Genomic DNA, 19,000 nt, shown 5'->3' with positions numbered 1-19,000 from the left:
TAACGCGAACTCTTCAACCAATCAGCAACGATTAGCGCCAGAGAACAACAGTGCTACTATTTATGCGACCATAAAAGGCGAAAAAAGGGTGAGGTATGCTATTAATAACCAGAGAAAAATGGCTGTTCAATTCCAAGTTCTCCAATTATGTCTAACCAAAGATCCATTAAACGAGGTGGTAAAATCTGTAGATGGCAATCTGGTCTGGAAGAAATAGTGACCTCCATCGTATCAGCATAGATCTCTATATCCATGCTCAATGGTATCTCTTGCGCATCTTGATCCGGTTTCCCAATACGTATTTTTTCAGGCGACAGTTCATAACCAATAACATTGGGGGACCGTCGTTGATCACCAATGAAATTAAAAGAAATTGTAGGAAGTTCAGGCCATCCAAAGATGGAATTAGGCACAAAGTAAGTTGCAGCATAATCCGCCGCTTTTTCCATCGCGTTATTGAACGCTTGTACCGTGTGCTGGAGGGTGCTATCCAACGATGGATCTGGATCAATATTAAACTTAACTGTGATTGGAAATGATACTGACCCGACAAGATTAACCACCGAGGTTTCCCAATACCCCACAAAATGAGGACTGACCCACAACAGCATATTCAGGCTACCCTTGCCAAAAACAGCCGCTAGCGCCTTTAACCAACCACCTAACAACAAATCTGCAACACTAACACGATGTTGCTTAGCCAAAAGGCGTATCCTGTTTAAGGCTTCACCATCAAGCTGCCTGACTTCTGTGGCGGCCTCAGACAATCTACTAATGGGTAGTGACTCAACACTCCGCCCGCCGAGAATATTCAGGGTAGGTTGTTCAACTTGTTGTTCATCATCAGGGATAGCGCCTTTTACGATTTGCCGATGTTGTTCATACAATTCAGCACAAAATTGCTCATAATTTGTGGCATTCTCAAGCGCAAGGGGCTGACCATTCACTGACATTCTGTATGCCTTTGAAAGATCTCGCCATAAGATCCTGCTGGAAATACCGTCACAGACCAGATGATTGAATATCAATACCAATCTTTGATCACGGGCACAATTGCCATCAAACAAGCAGTAACGCAATAACGGAGGATTTGCCAAATTCATGGCAGCCCTAACCTCAGCAATGTAGTTTGATATTAAGCGTCGGCGATCATATGGACTATCGGTTTGCTCTCTAACTTCAAAAACCTGATGCAATAATTCACGGCTAGGCGGCACGAAATCCATCTTCATATTCATCCCGCTACCGACAAACCGTGCTCTCAGAACAGAATACTTATGCAACAGATATTCAATCGCTACCTTAAGATGGGCCGGTGCCAACCGCTCCAAGGGCATTAATACTTCACCGACACACAACTGATCGACGCTCAGCGAATATCGCAAATCATATAATTGCCCTAATTGAACACGCATAATATTCACCTTTCCATTGCAAGCCCTGCGGGCAGAAACGAAATTAAAACGTTATGCAGACTTCATACTCTTCTGCATACAAATGAGTCGAATAACACAGCGTTTACTTTTGACTACCAGAGAAAGCGAACATGCAGAGTAAAAAAACGGGAATTGATAGCCCGGCTACCCCACATGGAATGATAATTAGCGTCATTTATTCAGGTACTAAAAACACAGTGACGATTTTAAAAGTAGCAATAAAAAAAGAAACCTCCACGAATCAATCCAGATATTTGAGCTGGACCAAAATAATTAATACATTATTACTATCAAATAAGTAATTTGGTTAATGTTTTGTTTTAACCATACCCTCACTTTACGGCTTTTATGAACTCTTCTACATATATACCCGTTATCTTTCAAGTTGCCTCTTTGTTGGCTGCACTCGCTCACCCCGGTCACATCGTTATCTATGCTCCCGGGGATTCACTCCCTTGCCGTCGCGATGCATCTTGAAATCCATAGGGTATAGATAGAGAAAAGAGGCCGCCCAGAATACTGGGTCGAGGAACTTACCCGACTAGCCGCCAGTGTGTTGGGTCAGGGAACCAGTAAAAATGCGGCTCCCTTATTCAACCATTAACTTCCTATTAAGAAACGACTGGTACAATCAACCCTGCTCACCGATTTCACTGACGATGAATCGCAGCATGAGATGTATTACTCAGTGAGGAGCGGCGGAAATTGAACCACACCAACACCGCCATCATCAGAAGAAACAGGGACGCAGCACCCATCACAGAAAAAACAGCATCATCAAACGCTGACTTAGCAAGGCTGACCAAAGCCTGCCCCGCATCCGGCGCCATCTCTTTTGCCGCAATCAATGCGCCATCAATACCATCTTTAGCCACATCGTAGATAGGAGAATCCACTGGAATTTCAATGAAATAGCTATAGATAAATGACATAATGCTACCCATGATCGCAATGCCCAATCCACCACCCAATTCATAGGAAACTTCTTCAACGGACGCCGCCATCCCTGCTCGATTAGGCGGTGCTGCCTGCATGATAGTACTGGATGCCGCGGTCATTGTTGCTCCAAGACATGTCCCGAGCGCAAAAAAGCAAACTATCTGCAAAGGTAGCGGCGCTGAAAAACTCGCCATGAGCGCCAGTATGGCAATGGCATACATCAACAACGAGGTTATAAGGAAGCGTGCACTCCCTAAGCGAGGAAGAACCCAACCACTCACAGGACTTGCAACAATCGCGCCCAATGAGAATGGCAGAAAGTAGAGCCCGGATTGCAAAGGCGTTAATGATAATACCAGTTGCAAACGCTGGCTTAACACCAGATTAAGGCCCATCAAACAGGCGGAAGCCACCAGCCCGGCGATAACCGCGGATGAGAAAGCCGGGCTTTTGAACAGGTTAAAATCAATCAACGGATGCACACTGCGTTTTTGCCGTCGAATGAACAACGTTAGAAAACCTATCGTCAGGGAGGAAGTTATCAATATTCCGATATAAGAAGGCTCCCGTTTGGCAAATTCTTTGATGGCATAGGCGAAGCTTATCAAGACAACCATGATCTGCAATGAGCCAATAAAATCCCACGGGTGAGACGAATCTGTTTTCGCTGTAGGGACAAACAACCACGACAGAATGAGTGTCAAAATCACCAAAGGAACATTGATCAGAAACACTGATCCCCACCAAAAATATTCAAGCAATACGCCGCCAATCAGCGGGCCTATTGCCGCACCGCCAGAGGCAACAGCCGTCCAGATCCCAATAGCAAATGATTTTTCATCTTCATCTTCGAATGTCAAAGCGATAATCGACAGTGTGGCAGGCATCATGATTGCCGCCCCAACCCCCAATAATGCCCGAGAAACCACCAACATCTCCGGCGAATAAGAATAGGCCGCCGCCAAGGATGAGAGCCCAAAGATGATGAGACCGTAAACAAACAACCGTTTATGCCCGATGCGATCTCCCAAGGTCCCCGCACCTAGCAACAACCCAGAGACGATAAGAGGATAGATATTCACTATCCATAACTTTTCCGTTGTATTCGCTCCCAAACTGTGAGTCAGACTCGGTAACGCGGTATATAACACGGTCATATCGATAGCAACCAGCGATAACGCGACTGAAACAGCAGTGAGCACCCACCATTTTTTTATCGTATTCATTTCATTCATTTTTACTGCCTATGTCATCTCCAGGAAATCTGGTGTCATTTAAACGCAATAACTATCATATTCTTGCAATAAATCGTTAACGTTAACGCTAAGAGTGATATCACGTTTCAACTTTTTGTTTAATTCCGTTTCCGTTACCCCCTGAATAGTGCCTTGCCCAACGAGCTTCTCCACTCGACTACGTGACAATGCGAGCTTTTTGGTCAAGATTGAGATCAACCTGATAGGAATGGGATATTCAAGCTGTATTGTGATCTCTGCCGCTGGAATTTGAGCGATGTCCTGAAGCTTTTTACCTTCGATGATAAAATCAGGAGCAGCGCTGAGTTCAGCTCTATTTTTTGCCAATACGCGGTAATCAAATGCATACCGTCGTATTTCATCTTGATCATTATGCAAAAACCGTTCATACAAATTGCTTTCCAATTTGTTGACATGAATCCTGGAAAAAATATCAATATTCCAGGTGTAATCACATTTCTCACATTTATAGATACTCCACACATCTAAGACTTTTTTCTGCGCATTAACCCTAAAAGTGCCGGCTGGATAAAACGCCTTTTTTACTTCACAGCCCGGGCAACGTTTCAAAATGGCCTGATAACCTACGGGCCTTACTAACCAGAGAACATTTCTATTTGTCATGATAGATCCACGTTTAAATTGGTTAAGTTAGTTACTAGTTACGGCTAAATTGGTCAATTTAAGATCTGATTTTGATGATATTCTATAACATCAGATCTTGAAACCCTTTATCAATTCGTTGCTTAGGTGATATTGATGTTTATGTTTTGCAGATCTCGTTACAGTACACAGCATTCAGATAACAGAAGACGTTGACTTGAATTGCTATAAGCCTGCAAGCAGTGTCTTTTCTGGACTGTTTTTGCATCAGGCGCTGTTCATTTGGGGATATCATATACCCCATTGATTTCAAGCTGCATCGCGACGGCAAAGGAGCGAATCCCTGGGAGCATAGAGAACTATGTGACCGGGGTGAGTGAGTGCAGCCAACAAAGAGGCAACTTGAAAGATGACGGGTATAGACATAATTCGATCCGGCTAGTGTTATGTGTTGATTTAATGATTGCTTAAATCGTTCAAACCAGATTGTATTTCCTCAAATGGGGAGACTATTTTGTCGAGCTGTTTAATATCATTAATTATTTCAATTAATACGTTCCGCTATTTTTTTTCATAAAAAATATCATGAAAGGGAAAAAGAATGAAACCCAAAAAACTAGAAATTAAAAGATTAATGTTGCACCCTCTAAATAAATTTTTATAATTATGATACATCCTATTTTATTATTCTCTGTTATTCCTATAGGAAAATGAATTAAAAAATATTTTCATTTTTTTGAGCAACTGCCACATATACCCAATGGATTTCAAGATGGATCGCGACGGCAAGGGAGCGAATCCCCGGGAGCATAGAGAACGATGTGACCGGGGTGAGAGAGTGCAGCCAACAAAGAAGCAACTTGAAAGACGACGGGTATATACTGACAGCAATGATTTCGTGTCACTGTTTCACGCAGTGATTGCCACAGGCGTTCAATTTTATTCAATTAGGGTGAATAAACAGGTAAAAACAGAGGTTAAATTTAGGATAACGAGCCAACCAATCACTGACCAACTGGCTTTTATGACAACGGGTCTGCCCACAGGCAGGTTTTTCAAGCCTTCCAGAGCATATAAAATAAACTTATTTATCCAGCGATTAATGGAAGAGCGGTTGGCACAAAGGGCTCTGACAACCGGCGAGACAGATTTGCCACAATGTAACATCAACATGGCCCTGATCCTGCGCTCATAATCTTTATCTTGGGTGTTCTGGATAATTTTTTTCATCTGGCGTCGTTCATTGCGGAGTATGGGGCTATGACCGGGATAACTTAGTCCATTTAGTAGGTTGAGATTATTTTGCAATTGTTCAGGCCGCAAAAATTGGACTAAGCTCCCTCCAAATGAACTACTATTTTGAAAAGTTATTATAAGGATTTATTGAATGAATAATCAGTTTAATAAATTTCATGAATATTTCGTATATAAAGAAGATCTTGATTTCTTTAATTTAAACTTTTTATTGATAAATTTTGTTGATATAAAAATTTTCCTTTGCTATTTTACAAGCATTACAAATGGAACAGGAACTATATTTATGAGCGCACAGTTACATTAATAGCTTTGAGTGTAAAATTCAGGGCGTTATTATTTCTAACGAAACTTATAGGTTAAGATTTTTATAATAAAAATCTTATTTGCTGGATATTCTTTTTATTTTCATCGTTATAACATAAAAATACAAAAAGCAAATATTGGTACAACGAGTTTGCAAGATGATTAAACAACAACTTAAGTTGAAATTACCCTATTAAATGGATGATAAATATGACTAAAAAAATTTCAATCATTATTAACGGGCAGGTTGAAATCTTTCCCGAAAGTGATGATTTAGTGCAATCCATTAATTTTGGTGATAATAGTGTTTACCTGCCAATATTGAATGATTCTCATGTGAAAAACATTATTGATTATAATGAAAATAATAAATTACGGTTGCATAACATTATCAATTTTCTCTATACGGTAGGGCAAAGATGGAAAAATGAAGAATATTCAAGACGCAGAACATACATTCGTGATTTAAAAAAATATATGGGATATTCAGAAGAAATGGCCAAGTTAGAGGCCAACTGGATATCTATGACTTTGTGTTCTAAAGGTGGCCTTTATGATGTTGTAAATAATGAACTTGGTTCTCGTCATATCATGGATGAATGGCTACCTCAGGATGAAAGTTATATTAAGGCTTTTCCGAAAGGTAAATCTGTACATCTGTTGGCAGGTAATGTTCCATTATCTGGGATCATGTCTATATTACGAGCAATTTTAACCAAGAATCAGTGTATTATAAAAACATCATCAGCCGATCCTTTTACAGCTCATGCATTAGCGTTAAGCTTTATCGATGTAGACCCTAATCATCCGATAACGCGCTCTTTGTCTGTTGTATATTGGCAACATCAAGGGGATACATCACTCGCAAAAGAAATTATGCAACATGCGGATGTCATTGTTGCTTGGGGAGGGGAAGATGCGATTAATTGGGCTGTAGAACATACGCCACCTTATGTTGACGTGATTAAATTTGGTTCTAAGAAGAGTTTTTGCATTATTGATAATCCAGTTGACTTGACGTCAGCAGCTACCGGTGCAGCTCATGATATTTGTTTTTACGATCAGCGAGCTTGTTTTTCCACCCAAAACATATACTACATGGGAAGTCATTATGAAGAATTTAAGCTAGCGTTGATAGAAAAACTTAATTTATATGCGCACATATTACCAAACGCCAAAAAAGATTTTGATGAAAAGGCGGCCTATTCTTTAGTCCAAAAAGAGAGCTTATTTGCTGGATTAAAAGTAGAGGTGGATGTTCATCAACGTTGGATGATTATTGAGTCAAATGCGGGTGTGGAATTTAATCAACCACTTGGCAGATGTGTGTATCTTCATCACGTCGATAATATTGAGCAAATATTGCCTTATGTTCAAAAAAATAAGACGCAAACCATATCTATTTTTCCTTGGGAGTCAGCATTTAAGTATCGAGATGCGTTGGCATTAAGAGGTGCCGAAAGGATTGTAGAAGCAGGAATGAATAACATATTTCGAGTGGGTGGATCTCATGACGGAATGAGGCCGTTACAGCGATTAGTGACATATATTTCTCATGAGAGGCCATCTAATTATACTGCTAAGGATGTTGCGGTTGAAATAGAACAGACTCGATTCCTGGAAGAAGATAAGTTCCTTGTATTTGTTCCGTAATAGGTAAAAAGTATGGAAAATAAATCCAAATATAAAACCATCGACCATGTTCTTTGTGTTGAAGGAAATAAAAAAATTCATGTTTGGGAAACGTTGCCAGAAGAAAATAGCCCAAAGAGAAAGAATACCATTATTATTGCGTCGGGCTTTGCCCGAAGGATGGATCATTTTGCTGGACTGGCGGAATATTTATCGCAGAATGGGTTTCATGTGATTCGCTATGATTCACTTCACCACGTTGGCTTGAGTTCAGGGACAATTGATGAATTTACAATGTCTATAGGAAAACAGAGCCTATTAGCAGTGATTGATTGGTTAAATATACGAAAAATAAATAACCGTGGTATTTTGGCTTCAAGTTTATCTGCACGGATAGTTTATGCAAGTCTATCTGAAATTAATGTTTCGTTTTTAATCACCGCGGTTGGTGTTGTTAACTTAAGATATACGCTTGAAAGAGCGTTAGGATTTGATTATCTCAGTTTACCCCTTGATGAACTGCCGAATAATTTGGATTTTGAAGGCCATAAATTGGGTGCTGAAGTTTTTGCGAGAGATTGCTTTGATTTTGGCTGGGAAGATTTAACTTCTACAATCAATAGCATGATGTATCTTGATATACCGTTTATTGCTTTTACTGCAAATAACGACAATTGGGTAAAGCAAGATGAAGTTATCACATTGTTATCAAATATTCGTAGTAATCGATGCAAGATATATTCTTTGCTAGGAAGTTCGCATGACTTGGGTGAAAACTTAGTGGTCCTGCGCAATTTTTATCAATCGGTTACGAAGGCTGCTATCGCGATGGATAATGATCGTCTGGATATTGATGTTGATATTATTGAACCATCATTCGAACATCTAACTATTGCGACAGTCAATGAACGTCGAATGAAAATTGAGATTGAAAATCAAGCGATTTCGCTGTCTTAAAACCTATTGGGATAGATATTACCCTATGGATTTCAAGATGGATCGCGGCGGCAAGGGAGTGCAGCCAACAAAGAAGCAACTTGAAAGATAACGGGTATAGTTAATTCTATCACTTAAATAGAAATATAAGGACTCACTATGAAATTTGGAAACTTTTTACTTACATACCAACCCCCCCAATTTACTCAAATAGAAGTAATGAAACGTTTGGTTAAATTAGGTCGTGTTTCTGAGGAGTGTGGTTTTGATACTGTATGGTTACTGGAGCATCATTTCACGGAGTTTGGTTTGCTTGGTAACCCTTATGTCGCTGCTGCATATTTACTGGGTGCAACCAAAAAATTGAATGTAGGGACTGCGGCTATTGTTCTTCCCACCGCTCATCCAGTGCGCCAACTTGAAGATGTGAATTTATTGGATCAAATGTCAAAAGGACGATTTCGGTTTGGTATTTGTCGGGGGCTTTACAATAAAGACTTTCGCGTATTTGGCACAGATATGAATAACAGTCGCGCTTTAACGGAGTGCTGGTACGGGTTGATAAAAAATGGCATGACAGAGGGATATATGGAAGCTGATAATGAACATATCAAGTTCCATAAGGTAAAAGTAAACCCGACAGCATATAGTCAAGGTGGAGCCCCTGTTTATGTGGTTGCTGAATCAGCCTCGACAACTGAATGGGCCGCTCAATTTGGTTTACCGATGATATTAAGTTGGATTATAAATACTAACGAAAAGAAAGCACAACTTGAGCTCTATAACGAGGTGGCTCAAGAATATGGGCACGATATTCATAATATCGACCATTGCTTATCATATATAACATCTGTAGATCATGACTCAAATAAAGCGAAAGAGATTTGTCGGAATTTTCTAGGGTATTGGTATGACTCTTATGTGAATGCCACGACCATTTTTGATGATTCAGATAAAACAAGAGGTTATGATTTCAATAAAGGGCAGTGGCGTGACTTTGTATTAAAAGGACATAAAAATACTAATCGCCGCATTGATTACAGTTACGAAATCAATCCCGTGGGAACCCCGCGGGAATGTATTGACATAATTCAAAAAGACATCGATGCCACAGGAATATCAAATATCTGTTGTGGGTTTGAAGCTAATGGAACAGTAGACGAAATTATTGCCTCCATGAAGCTCTTTCAGTCTGATGTCATGCCGTTTCTTAAAGAAAAACAACGTTCGCTATTATATTAGCTAAGGAAAAAGAAATGAAATTTGGATTGTTCTTCCTTAACTTCATCAATTCAACAACTGTTCAAGAACAAAGTATAGTTCGCATGCAGGAAATAACAGAGTATGTTGATAAGTTGAATTTTGAACAGATTTTGGTATATGAAAATCATTTTTCAGGTAATGGTGTTGTCGGTGCTCCTCTGACTGTTTCTGGTTTTTTGCTCGGTTTAACAGAAAAAATTAAAATTGGATCATTGAATCACATCATTACAACTCATCATCCTGTCCGAATAGCGGAGGAGGCTTGCTTACTAGATCAATTAAGCGAAGGGAGATTTGTTTTAGGGTTTAGTGATTGTGAAAAAAAAGATGAAATGCGTCTTTTTAATCGCCCTGTTGAATATCAACAGCAACTATTTGAAGAGTGTTATGAAATCATTAACGATGCTTTAACAACAGGCTATTGTAATCCCGATAATGATTTTTATAGTTTCCCTAAAATATCTGTAAACCCTCATGCTTATACCCAAGGCGGGCCTCGGAGATATGTCACAGCAACCAGTCATCATATTGTTGAGTGGGCTGCTAAAAAAGGCATTCCTCTCATCTTTAAGTGGGATGACGCCAATGATGTTAGATATGAATATGCTGAAAGGTATAAAGCCGTTGCTGATAAATATGGCATTGACTTATCAGTGATAGATCATCAGTTAATGGTATTGGTTAACTATAACGAAGATAGTAACAAAGCTAAACAAGAGACGCGTGCATTTATCCGTGATTATGTTCTTGAAATGCATCCTAATGAGAATCTCGAAAATAAACTTGAAGAGATAATCACAGAAAACGCTATCGGAGATTATACGGAATGTATAGCTGCGGCTAAGCTGGCAATTGAAAAGTGTGATGCAAAAGGTGTATTGCTATCCTTTGAACCAATGAATGACCTGATGCAGCAAAAAAACGTAATCAATATTGTTAATGATAATATTCAAAAGTACCACATGTAGTAAAAGAGTATGGCAGCGCTGCTGCCATACTCTCTAAATTATCTAGAGGGGTAAAACAGGTATGACTTCATATATTGATAAACAAGAAATTACAGCAAGCTCAGAAATTGATGATTTGATTTTTTCGAGCGATCCATTAGCTTGGTCTTACGATGAACAGGAAAAAATCAGAAACAAATTTGTTCTTGATGCATTTCGTAATCACTATAAACATTGTCAAGAATACCGTCACTACTGTCAGGTACACAAAGTAGATGACAATATTACGGAAATCGATGACATACCTGTATTCCCAACATCAGTTTTTAAGTTTACTCGCTTATTAACTTCTCAGGAAAACGAGATTGAAAGTTGGTTTACTAGTAGCGGTACGAGTGGTTTAAAAAGTCAAGTGGCGCGTGACAGACTAAGTATTGAGAGACTCTTAGGCTCTGTGAGTTATGGCATGAAATATGTTGGTAGTTGGTTTGATCATCAAATGGAGTTGGTCAACTTGGGACCAGATAGATTTAATGCTCATAACATTTGGTTTAAATATGTTATGAGCTTAGTGGAGTTGTTATATCCCACGACATTTACCGTAACGGAAGAACGAATAGATTTTGTTAAGACATTGGATAGCCTTGAACGAATAAAAAACCAAGGGAAAGATATTTGTCTTATCGGTTCGCCATACTTTATTTATTTGCTCTGCCATTATATGAAAGATAAAAATATCTCATTTTCTGGGGATAAAAGCCTTTATATCATAACGGGGGGAGGCTGGAAAAGTCACGAAAAAGAATCCCTGAAACGTGACGACTTTAATCATCTTTTATTCGACACGTTCAATCTCAGTGATATTAGTCAGATCCGCGATATATTTAATCAAGTTGAACTCAACACTTGTTTCTTTGAAGATGAAATGCAACGTAAACGTGTTCCGCCGTGGGTATATGCGCGAGCACTTGATCCTGAAACGTTGAAACCTGTACCTGATGGAATGCCTGGTTTGATGAGTTATATGGATGCGTCATCAACGAGTTATCCAGCATTTATTGTTACCGATGATGTCGGGATAATGAGCAGAGAATATGGTCAATATCCTGGTGTACTGGTTGAGATTTTACGTCGCGTCAATACGAGGGCACAGAAAGGGTGTGCTTTAAGCTTAAACCAAGCATTTAATAGTTGATATACTCTATGGATTTCAAGATGCATCGCGATGGCAAGGGAGTGAATTCCCGGGAGCATAGCGAAAACATTCGCCAAAACATCTGCATTTGGGGACTTGATAGAGGTTTGTGGGGGTTGGCTTAACACTATTTTCATTGTTATATTGCTCAAAGCAAAAGGAGATAATATGAAAAAATTAGCAGTTATGCTTGCATTGGGAATGATTAGCTTTGGTGCAATGGCAGTTGATGGGTATAAAGATGCAAAGTTTGGCATGACAGAAGAAGAGTTTCTTTCGAAAAGATTATGTGATTTTGAAAAATTTGAGGGAAATTCTCAAATAGAAGAAGTATCACTTTATTCATGTTCTGACTTTTCGTTTGCTAACAAAAAGCGTGAAGCAATGGCATTTTTTTTAAATGGGAAATTTAAAAGATTAGAGATTAATATTGGCCGCCTTGTGAAGCCAGTAAGCAAATCGTTAACGAAAAAGTACGGAGATGAATCATCGTATCCATCACAAGAAGAATTTGAAAATGCGCTAAAATACAACGGAACTATGTCTATAGGTTATGATAATAATACGGTATTAGTTGATATACATATAATGTGTGGCAAAGAAGGCATAGAAACCAGTCGACTGATTTATACGAGTCCAGATGTTCATACGATCCCCGATTTAGAGAATAAAATCCAGGAATTAAGGGGATTAAAGGAATTTCAAGAATTACTGGAATTAGATCGTGAAAAACTGGATGAAGATGTTTGAAACGGCAATAGCCACCTTCGGGTGGTTTTTTATATCTGTTTAGTCCCAACATTTGATAGTTGACATCTTTTGTCCAAGGCTTTCGAGGTAAATATATTGCCGTTTTGGTGTTATGAAAGTAAAAAGCCCAGGTGGTAACCTGAGCTCAGGTTATTGACTTTTAGGTGTGAGATAAATGGACAGGCTTAAATAACGGAGTCAGTTTGGAAATATCAACCGTCTTTTCTGCTTTATCGAGGCTATAAGTTTCTTGCAGTTTTAGCCACAGCCGTGGAGAGCTACCAAGTACTTTTGACAGTTTTATTGCCATCTCTGGTGTAACTGCTGCTTTGCACGACACTAAACGTTGAGCCGTAGATGGAGCAACATTTAGTGCTCGCGCGAGATCACGAATTCCTAAACCTAGTTCTTCCAAAGAGTCAGCAATAATTTCGCCTGGGTGAGGTGGGTTAAACATTTTCATTAGTGATAATCCTCGTAGTTAACTATGTACGCGTCACCATCGATAAATTCGAATGTCACACGCCAATTTCCTGAAATGGTAATTGCCCACTGTCCTTGCCTGTTTCCCGTTAAAGGATGTAGATTGTATCCGGGAAGGTTGATTTCCCCTATATCCTCAGCTTCGTTAATAACAGCGAGTCGTTGGCGGAGTTTGTTTGCATGTTGAGGGTTAATTCCAATAGAAACACCTTTTTCAAAAAATTGGCGCAGTCCCTTATGTTTGAAACTCTTTATCATTCCTTATCGCTCCGTGTTGCGCTACAAGAAATCTTATAACAAAGTGTTCCCTATTACGCAACATCATTTGAACTAAGGTTTGGAGGAAAAGGAGGGATGGATTCGCTCACCCTGCGGGCCGCCGTTGGCGGTCGAACCCTGTTCGAGGGTTTTCGACCCTCCCTGCATCAGGGGTATATACAAGAAAAAAGCCCAGGTATTTAACCTGAGCTTTCTTTCGAATTTGGCGGTGAGGGAGGGATTCGAACCCTCGATACGTTTTCACGTATACACACTTTCCAGGCGTGCTCCTTCAGCCTCTCGGACACCTCACCATTTTTTTCATTCCAGCAACTTTGTTTAACATCGTCGCTGCAACGGGGCGCTACTATAGGGAAAAGCGTTACAAGCGTCAACACTCTTCTGATATTTTTCTTTGGTTTTTTGATTGGTTAGCTAAATAAGAGTCAATTCGGTGAATTGATATCCACCTGATGCCGCCGAAATAGAAAATGTACAAGTCTTTTGATAAGAAAAAAATGAATTCGTTAACTACTTAACATTCTCAAAATTTTCGTAATGATGATTAACAAAGGGTCTTGCAACCTACACTCAATCATCAGATAACCCTATATGAAAATGTAAGATGATGAGGATAAATAGTCATGGAGATTATCTTTTACCACCCCTTTTTTGATGCTGCTCAGTGGATTCAAGGTATGCAGCAACGATTACCCAATATCAATATCCGCCAATGGAAACGCGGCGATAATAAGCATGCGGATTATGCAATGGTTTGGGCTCCCCCCCATGAGATGTTGGCAAATCGCTCTGGATTGAAAGGGATTTTTATTTTAGGAGCAGGAGTCGAGGCGATTTTAAAGCAGGAACAGCAAAAACCAGGGATATTACCCGCCGGTGTGCCGTTGATGCGGCTTGAAGATGCTGGTATGGGGCTGCAAATGCAGGAGTATGTGGTAGCTACGGTTTTACATTATTTGCGGCGCATGGATGAGTATAAGCTGCAACAAGGGCAGAGGATGTGGAAACAACTCGAACCTCATGATCGCAAGGATTTTGTTGTGGGTGTGTTGGGTGCCGGTGTTCTGGGGCGCAGTGTTGCCCAGACGTTAGTTGAATGGGGCTTTATTGTGCGTTGTTGGAGCCGCACGCCAAAACAGGTTAATAACGTAGTTAGCTTTCACGGTGAAGAGCAATTGGGCGATTTTCTCTCCGGTAGCAAGGTGCTTATCAATTTGCTGCCCGATACACCAAAAACCCGTGGTATTCTGAATTTATCGCTGTTTAGTCAGCTAAAACCAAAGTCATATCTGATTAATATCGCACGAGGTGCCCATTTAGTAGAACATGATCTGTTGGTGGCGATTGATAAAAGTTATATCGCCGGGGCTTCATTGGATGTGTTTGTTGAGGAACCACTACCAGAGATGCATCCATTCTGGACTCACCCCCGTATAACGGTAACGCCACATATTGCAGCTATTACTATTCCCGATATTGCTATGGATACGATTAGTGAAAATATTCGACGAATTGAAAAAGGAGAATTATCAACCGGCGTTGTGGATATAAAACTAGGATATTAATAACGTCTCTTTACAGTAGGGGCAGCTATTGGAGACAATAATGGCAAAATTGCTATTTATTTGGAAACTGAGATGAATGAATTTTCAATAGTCTGCCGTATTTTAGGGACTTTATTTAATCGTCAACCGCAAGACCCGATTCTGAAACCACTTTTGACGATGATTGTCGAAGGTAAGTTGAAGCAATCATGGCCATTGGAGCAAGATGCGTTGTTGGATCGCTTGCAACAAAACTGCGATCTATCCGCAATGCAAGCTGATTATATGGCACTGTTTTATGGAGATAATGCTAGCGTACCAGACCACCGTTCTGACTATACCGGGGAGAGTGAAAACGATATTCGCCAATTTTTGATTGAACGAGGCATGCCATTGTCAGATGGGCCAGTCGATCAGTTTGGTTCTCTGTTATTAGGGGCTTCATGGTTGGAAGATCAGGCAGCAGAAGATGAAGTTCAGGGGCAAATTGTGCTGTTTGATGAATATTTGCTGCCATGGTGTGGGCAATTTTTGGGGAAAGTAGAAGCCCATGCAATAACCAGTTTCTACCGGACATTAGCAATGATTACCCGTGAAGCGTTACAGGCGTTAAGAGAAGAACTGGATTCTTAATGTTTAAATGATAAAAAGGCAAATAACTTCGAATTATTTGCCTTTTTGCTATATCCGTCATCTTTCAAGTTGCCTCTTTGTTGGCTGCACTCGCTCACCCCGGTCACATCGTTATCTATGCTCCCGGGGATTCGCTCCCTTGCCGTCGCGATGCATCTTGAAATCCATAGGGTATATATCTTGATGAAAATTATTTGTCGGTCAGCATAATAACTAATTTGCCAGGTTTCACTTCTAACCTTTTTGCTAATGTTTTAGCGGCGGCTTCAGCTTTACTATGATCTGCTTTTATTACATAAACGGGATGAGTATCAAAGAAAGCGCTGAGTGATTTATTCAGATAAGGAACTAATGCGTTAATCGGTTTTTCCATTTTTTCTGGTGTGATTTGGTAATCAACGATTTCCAACTCTTTCAGAAAAATAGCCCCTTTTTCCTGATCAAAAACAGGTTGTGCTTTCAGGGTGAGTTTCATATCGGCTTTAGCCGGGCCAAGCAAGGATGTAACATTGACATTTGCACGGCCAGTTAACGCTATTTTGTTTGGTTCTGCTCGACCAATTTGGCTGGATAGTTCTGTCAATTCAATATCCGCATTGGCAATACCGTGTAATTCGATCTGTTTCTGGTAATGGACGTGTTTTGCTAGATAACCATTAATTAACTCTTCGCTGATACTGATATCTTTGAACTGATCACAACCACTGATTAACCCCGCTAGCAGCAATACTGCCCCCAAGAAAAATTTTCTCATATCGACTCCTTTATTTTGGAGGGCAGATTTTACCTCATTAATTGCCACTCAGCATGGCAGATTCAATCTTACGTTGGTTAAATTGACGGTGCAGGGCATACAGCGTTATCAAGCCAATAATCCCAAGCAGAAACCAAGGCAATTGCGGAATATTCAGCGCATGGCCGGTATCATATAACCAACCACCGCCGGTATAACCCAAGGCGCCACCCAATGCCAGACCAAGACGGCTGAATCCCATATAACTCCCACGCGCACGCGGATCAGCTAGTGAAGCACTTAATGTCTCACGGGCAGGTTCAGCGGTGATGGTACCGAGATAGAACAGGCAAATAAGGCCAAACAAGGTATTTATTTCACCAATCAAACCGACTGGGAACATACTCAGGCTCATCAGGAAAAGCCCGGCCATTAGACGCTGTTCTAGCCGGAATCGTTTTTCGCTCCAACGGGCGATCGGATACAGTAAAGTGAGCGATAGGGTTGCTTCAATTGCGTACATCCATTTTACCGCAGCGGGTGTGCCGGCGATTTCGTTGACGATAATCGGGAACATTAACATCACCTGGACAGACAGCATAAAGTAGCCGGTTAACGTCAATACATAGGTGAAGAAGCGACGATCTTTAATAACGCGTGCCATCCCTTCCCAGATGGGAGTTCGAGTAGTAGAAATCCGGTAGGCAGGGAGGAATAATGCATTCCAGATGGCTGCCAGAACAAAAACACCGGCACCTGTCCAGCAGACAAATTGGAAATCATATTGCAGCAGCCAGCTACCAATCAGTGCGCCGATAACCGCACCGGCACTGTCCTGCATCAACAGCAGCGAGAAGAAACGGCCACGTTCGTGCGGTCGGGTTAGTTTGATGACCAGTGCGGTCCGGGGAGGATCAAATAAGGTCCCCCCCAGCGCGGATAATATGCAGGCAAGCCACAGTATCCACGGTTCGGTGGCTAAGGCGATGAAAGCAAAACCAAGAGCGCGTAATAGCATGCCGGTGACGATCATCGGTTTTGCACCAAAACGGTCTGCAATTGCACCACCGAAAATGCCTAAACCCTGTTGTACAAATTGGCGTAAACCAAGCGCAAAACCGACGACCAGCGCGGCCCAACCCAGTTGCTCAACAAAATGTATTGATATTAAAGGAAAAACGACGAAGAAACCCAGAACGACCAGCAAGTTATCGAATAACAGGAAGTACTTACCCAGGCTACGTGCTTGTGAAACCAGTGACATTGCTCACCATTGGAGTAATTAAGAAGAGAGGACAATACAGTTCTTTTATATTCTGTACTTAATTCGAACATTAGGATAGTGAATTATGGATAATATTTTTTTATCCTAAGGTAATAACTGGAAGCTGTTTTTTACAGATAAATAGCTTAAATTTTTAACGGATAAATTAATATAGTTAGGGAGAAATAATGTTTGGTTATCGTTCCACTTTACCGAAAGTTCGTCTGATTACGGAACGAATGGTGGTGCGTTTGGTGTACGAGCGGGATGCTTATCGTTTAGCTGAGTACTATGCAGAAAATCACGAGTTTCTTAAACCTTGGGAGCCGACCAGAGATAGAAGCCATTGTCAGCCTTCCGGTTGGATAAACCGATTGAATTTAATCATAGAAATGCAAAGACAGAGTGCGGCTTTTCATTTTCTGCTGCTTGATTCAAATGAGAGTGAAGTTATTGGTGTTGCCAATTTCAGTAATATTCTGCGTGGGGCTTTTCATGCCTGTTATTTGGGATATTCGCTTGGTGAAAAGTGGCAGGGAAAAGGGTTGATGTATGAAGCTTTACAACCAGCTATCCGTTATATGCAACGTCAACAGGGAATGCATCGGATTATGGCTAATTATATGCCGGATAATCATCGTAGTGGGAAATTGTTGGAACGATTGGGTTTTGAACGCGAAGGCTATGCTAAGAAATACCTGATGATTAATGGAGTTTGGCAGGATCACGTATTAACCGCGTTGACAGATGAAAAATGGAGTGGAAAAAGTTGATTATTACGCTGTACTGTCACCAAATAAAGTAAATGAGTCATGATGAATTAAATCACCGTTGAAAATCTGCCTTCTCCACCCCTTATTTTTGACCCTTTTTTGAGGGTGGATTTTAATCTATTGATTTTTAATGGGATATTATTTCTCTTGTAAAAAAGGGTTTTTTCATTGTTTTATCAATATATGCTTTAATTGTCAGTAGGTTGAAGTTAATATGTAACAGTTCACTGCCGTACAGGCAGCTTAGAAAGTCTGAATATGACGCTATGACCGTGCCTGAGTGTTCACTGCCGTACAGGCAGCTTAGAAAATTTGCGTTACCGTAACCCTCTGCGAGCTGTAGTTCACTGCCGTACAGGCAGCTTAGAAATATTAAATTCATTGAATTTAAATGCAGATTAAGTTCACTGCCGTACAGGCAGCTTAGAAAAAAAATTGAAGCGACGCTGACAAAGATTATCAGTTCACTGCCGTACAGGCAGCTTAGAAACCAATGAAGTTTTTCTGACCTGGGATAAATTAAAGTTCACTGCCGTACAGGCAGCTTAGAAATGTTATGGCTGCAACCATACAGGGAAGTTCACGTTCACTGCCGTACAGGCAGCTTAGAAACTTATTTATGCAAACTGATAGATATTTTCTTTGTTCACTGCCGTACAGGCAGCTTCATATACAGGATCTTAAGAATTAAGTCGTTCAAAACACGCATCCAATGTTTTGTTTTTAGACGACTTTCTTTGCGGTGTTTTGAATGCATTCTGGGATAAATAGGCT

At 40.5% G+C, this 19,000-nt stretch carries 16 protein-coding genes, 1 tRNA gene, 2 pseudogenes and 1 CRISPR repeat array; of the genes and pseudogenes, 9 read left to right on the top strand and 10 right to left on the bottom strand.

Features of this window, described 5'->3' with window-relative positions:
• Nucleotides 1–101: 101 nt before the first annotated feature.
• The 5 genes and pseudogenes from SLS51_RS20110 to SLS51_RS20095 form a co-directional block, all read right to left on the bottom strand.
• Nucleotides 102–1,415, bottom strand: a complete 1,314-nt coding sequence (locus SLS51_RS20110) for a condensation domain-containing protein (RefSeq protein ID WP_323840363.1) — start codon at nucleotides 1,413–1,415, stop codon at nucleotides 102–104.
• Nucleotides 1,416–2,086: 671 nt separating this feature from the next.
• Nucleotides 2,087–3,601 (bottom strand): MFS transporter, encoded by a 1,515-nt coding sequence (locus SLS51_RS20105; protein ID WP_323840369.1) that lies wholly within the window; start codon nucleotides 3,599–3,601, stop codon nucleotides 2,087–2,089.
• Nucleotides 3,602–3,649: 48 nt separating this feature from the next.
• Nucleotides 3,650–4,255, bottom strand: a complete 606-nt coding sequence (locus SLS51_RS20100) for a DUF1062 domain-containing protein (RefSeq protein WP_323840362.1) — start codon at nucleotides 4,253–4,255, stop codon at nucleotides 3,650–3,652.
• 746 nt (nucleotides 4,256–5,001) lie between these two features.
• Nucleotides 5,002–5,261, bottom strand: a pseudogene (locus SLS51_RS24740) (transposase); the annotation flags it as partial.
• Nucleotides 5,237–5,464, bottom strand: a pseudogene (locus SLS51_RS20095) (helix-turn-helix domain-containing protein); the annotation flags it as partial. The pseudogenes SLS51_RS20095 and SLS51_RS24740, both read right to left, overlap by 25 nt.
• 540 nt (nucleotides 5,465–6,004) lie before the next feature.
• On the opposite strand from SLS51_RS20095, the gene luxC reads away from it, so the two are divergent.
• From luxC to SLS51_RS20065, 6 genes are all read left to right on the top strand, one after another.
• Complete coding sequence (gene luxC / locus SLS51_RS20090; RefSeq protein WP_323840361.1) at nucleotides 6,005–7,447, top strand: long-chain-fatty-acyl-CoA reductase LuxC; 1,443 nt, start codon at nucleotides 6,005–6,007, stop codon at nucleotides 7,445–7,447.
• A gap of 12 nt (nucleotides 7,448–7,459) precedes the next feature.
• A complete protein-coding gene (locus SLS51_RS20085) occupies nucleotides 7,460–8,383 on the top strand; it encodes an acyl transferase (RefSeq protein WP_323840360.1) in 924 nt (307 codons plus the stop codon).
• Nucleotides 8,384–8,521: 138 nt separating this feature from the next.
• Nucleotides 8,522–9,604, top strand: coding sequence for a luciferase subunit alpha (gene luxA / locus SLS51_RS20080; RefSeq protein ID WP_323840359.1), 1,083 nt, complete (start codon nucleotides 8,522–8,524; stop codon nucleotides 9,602–9,604).
• A 14-nt stretch (nucleotides 9,605–9,618) separates the two neighbouring features.
• Nucleotides 9,619–10,593, top strand: coding sequence for a luciferase subunit beta (gene luxB, locus SLS51_RS20075; protein WP_323840358.1), 975 nt, complete (start codon nucleotides 9,619–9,621; stop codon nucleotides 10,591–10,593).
• 61 nt (nucleotides 10,594–10,654) lie between these two features.
• Nucleotides 10,655–11,767, top strand: coding sequence for a long-chain-fatty-acid--protein ligase LuxE (luxE, locus tag SLS51_RS20070; protein ID WP_323840357.1), 1,113 nt, complete (start codon nucleotides 10,655–10,657; stop codon nucleotides 11,765–11,767).
• Between the two features lie 168 nt (nucleotides 11,768–11,935).
• The gene (locus SLS51_RS20065) at nucleotides 11,936–12,517 is read left to right on the top strand and encodes an HI_1492 family protein (RefSeq protein WP_011146339.1); all 582 of its coding nucleotides are present in this window, start codon (nucleotides 11,936–11,938) and stop codon (nucleotides 12,515–12,517) included.
• Between the two features lie 160 nt (nucleotides 12,518–12,677).
• Here the strand turns inward: SLS51_RS20065 and SLS51_RS20060 are convergent, their stop codons facing one another.
• The 3 genes from SLS51_RS20060 to SLS51_RS20050 all read right to left on the bottom strand — a co-directional run bounded on the left by SLS51_RS20060 (nucleotide 12,678) and on the right by SLS51_RS20050 (nucleotide 13,572).
• Nucleotides 12,678–12,980, bottom strand: coding sequence for a HigA family addiction module antitoxin (locus SLS51_RS20060; protein ID WP_011146340.1), 303 nt, complete (start codon nucleotides 12,978–12,980; stop codon nucleotides 12,678–12,680).
• Nucleotides 12,980–13,258: a type II toxin-antitoxin system RelE/ParE family toxin gene (locus tag SLS51_RS20055; protein ID WP_036814248.1), complete on the bottom strand. Its 279-nt coding sequence runs from the start codon at nucleotides 13,256–13,258 to the stop codon at nucleotides 12,980–12,982. Before SLS51_RS20055 ends, SLS51_RS20060 begins: the two co-directional genes overlap by 1 nt.
• A gap of 224 nt (nucleotides 13,259–13,482) precedes the next feature.
• Nucleotides 13,483–13,572, bottom strand: a tRNA-Ser gene (locus SLS51_RS20050).
• Between the two features lie 330 nt (nucleotides 13,573–13,902).
• On the opposite strand from SLS51_RS20050, the gene ghrA reads away from it, so the two are divergent.
• Both ghrA and SLS51_RS20040 read left to right on the top strand, forming a co-directional pair.
• Nucleotides 13,903–14,844 (top strand): glyoxylate/hydroxypyruvate reductase GhrA, encoded by a 942-nt coding sequence (gene ghrA / locus SLS51_RS20045; protein ID WP_323840356.1) that lies wholly within the window; start codon nucleotides 13,903–13,905, stop codon nucleotides 14,842–14,844.
• A 72-nt stretch (nucleotides 14,845–14,916) separates the two neighbouring features.
• Complete coding sequence (locus SLS51_RS20040; protein WP_323840355.1) at nucleotides 14,917–15,456, top strand: TorD/DmsD family molecular chaperone; 540 nt, start codon at nucleotides 14,917–14,919, stop codon at nucleotides 15,454–15,456.
• A 190-nt stretch (nucleotides 15,457–15,646) separates the two neighbouring features.
• Here SLS51_RS20040 and SLS51_RS20035 read toward each other — a convergent pair whose 3' ends face one another.
• Both SLS51_RS20035 and mdtH read right to left on the bottom strand, forming a co-directional pair.
• Complete coding sequence (locus SLS51_RS20035) at nucleotides 15,647–16,210, bottom strand: lipoprotein (RefSeq protein ID WP_323840354.1); 564 nt, start codon at nucleotides 16,208–16,210, stop codon at nucleotides 15,647–15,649.
• A 37-nt stretch (nucleotides 16,211–16,247) separates the two neighbouring features.
• Nucleotides 16,248–17,453 (bottom strand): multidrug efflux MFS transporter MdtH, encoded by a 1,206-nt coding sequence (gene mdtH, locus SLS51_RS20030; protein ID WP_323840353.1) that lies wholly within the window; start codon nucleotides 17,451–17,453, stop codon nucleotides 16,248–16,250.
• Nucleotides 17,454–17,641: 188 nt separating this feature from the next.
• On the opposite strand from mdtH, the gene rimJ reads away from it, so the two are divergent.
• Entirely contained in the window at nucleotides 17,642–18,226 is a 585-nt protein-coding gene (gene rimJ / locus SLS51_RS20025) for a ribosomal protein S5-alanine N-acetyltransferase (RefSeq protein WP_323840352.1), read from the top strand.
• Between the two features lie 222 nt (nucleotides 18,227–18,448).
• A CRISPR array of direct repeats spans nucleotides 18,449–18,898; the repeat unit is 28 nt; unit sequence GTTCACTGCCGTACAGGCAGCTTAGAAA.
• Nucleotides 18,899–19,000 lie beyond the last annotated feature (102 nt).

This window comes from Photorhabdus africana, assembly GCF_035181445.1.
GTDB lineage: Bacteria > Pseudomonadota > Gammaproteobacteria > Enterobacterales > Enterobacteriaceae > Photorhabdus > Photorhabdus laumondii.
This window is presented reverse-complemented; position numbering and strand designations above follow the sequence as displayed.

Excerpts from the sequence above, each read along its gene's own strand:
- SLS51_RS20110 (WP_323840363.1), bottom strand. The coding sequence starts at position 1,415 with ATGCGTGTTCAATTAGGGCAATTATATGATTTGCGATATTCGCTGAGC.
- SLS51_RS20105 (WP_323840369.1), bottom strand. The coding sequence starts at position 3,601 with ATGAATACGATAAAAAAATGGTGGGTGCTCACTGCTGTTTCAGTCGCG.
- SLS51_RS20100 (WP_323840362.1), bottom strand. The coding sequence starts at position 4,255 with ATGACAAATAGAAATGTTCTCTGGTTAGTAAGGCCCGTAGGTTATCAG.
- luxC (WP_323840361.1), top strand. The coding sequence starts at position 6,005 with ATGACTAAAAAAATTTCAATCATTATTAACGGGCAGGTTGAAATCTTT.
- SLS51_RS20085 (WP_323840360.1), top strand. The coding sequence starts at position 7,460 with ATGGAAAATAAATCCAAATATAAAACCATCGACCATGTTCTTTGTGTT.
- luxA (WP_323840359.1), top strand. The coding sequence starts at position 8,522 with ATGAAATTTGGAAACTTTTTACTTACATACCAACCCCCCCAATTTACT.
- luxB (WP_323840358.1), top strand. The coding sequence starts at position 9,619 with ATGAAATTTGGATTGTTCTTCCTTAACTTCATCAATTCAACAACTGTT.
- luxE (WP_323840357.1), top strand. The coding sequence starts at position 10,655 with ATGACTTCATATATTGATAAACAAGAAATTACAGCAAGCTCAGAAATT.
- SLS51_RS20065 (WP_011146339.1), top strand. The coding sequence starts at position 11,936 with ATGAAAAAATTAGCAGTTATGCTTGCATTGGGAATGATTAGCTTTGGT.
- SLS51_RS20060 (WP_011146340.1), bottom strand. The coding sequence starts at position 12,980 with ATGAAAATGTTTAACCCACCTCACCCAGGCGAAATTATTGCTGACTCT.
- SLS51_RS20055 (WP_036814248.1), bottom strand. The coding sequence starts at position 13,258 with ATGATAAAGAGTTTCAAACATAAGGGACTGCGCCAATTTTTTGAAAAA.
- ghrA (WP_323840356.1), top strand. The coding sequence starts at position 13,903 with ATGGAGATTATCTTTTACCACCCCTTTTTTGATGCTGCTCAGTGGATT.
- SLS51_RS20040 (WP_323840355.1), top strand. The coding sequence starts at position 14,917 with ATGAATGAATTTTCAATAGTCTGCCGTATTTTAGGGACTTTATTTAAT.
- SLS51_RS20035 (WP_323840354.1), bottom strand. The coding sequence starts at position 16,210 with ATGAGAAAATTTTTCTTGGGGGCAGTATTGCTGCTAGCGGGGTTAATC.
- mdtH (WP_323840353.1), bottom strand. The coding sequence starts at position 17,453 with ATGTCACTGGTTTCACAAGCACGTAGCCTGGGTAAGTACTTCCTGTTA.
- rimJ (WP_323840352.1), top strand. The coding sequence starts at position 17,642 with ATGTTTGGTTATCGTTCCACTTTACCGAAAGTTCGTCTGATTACGGAA.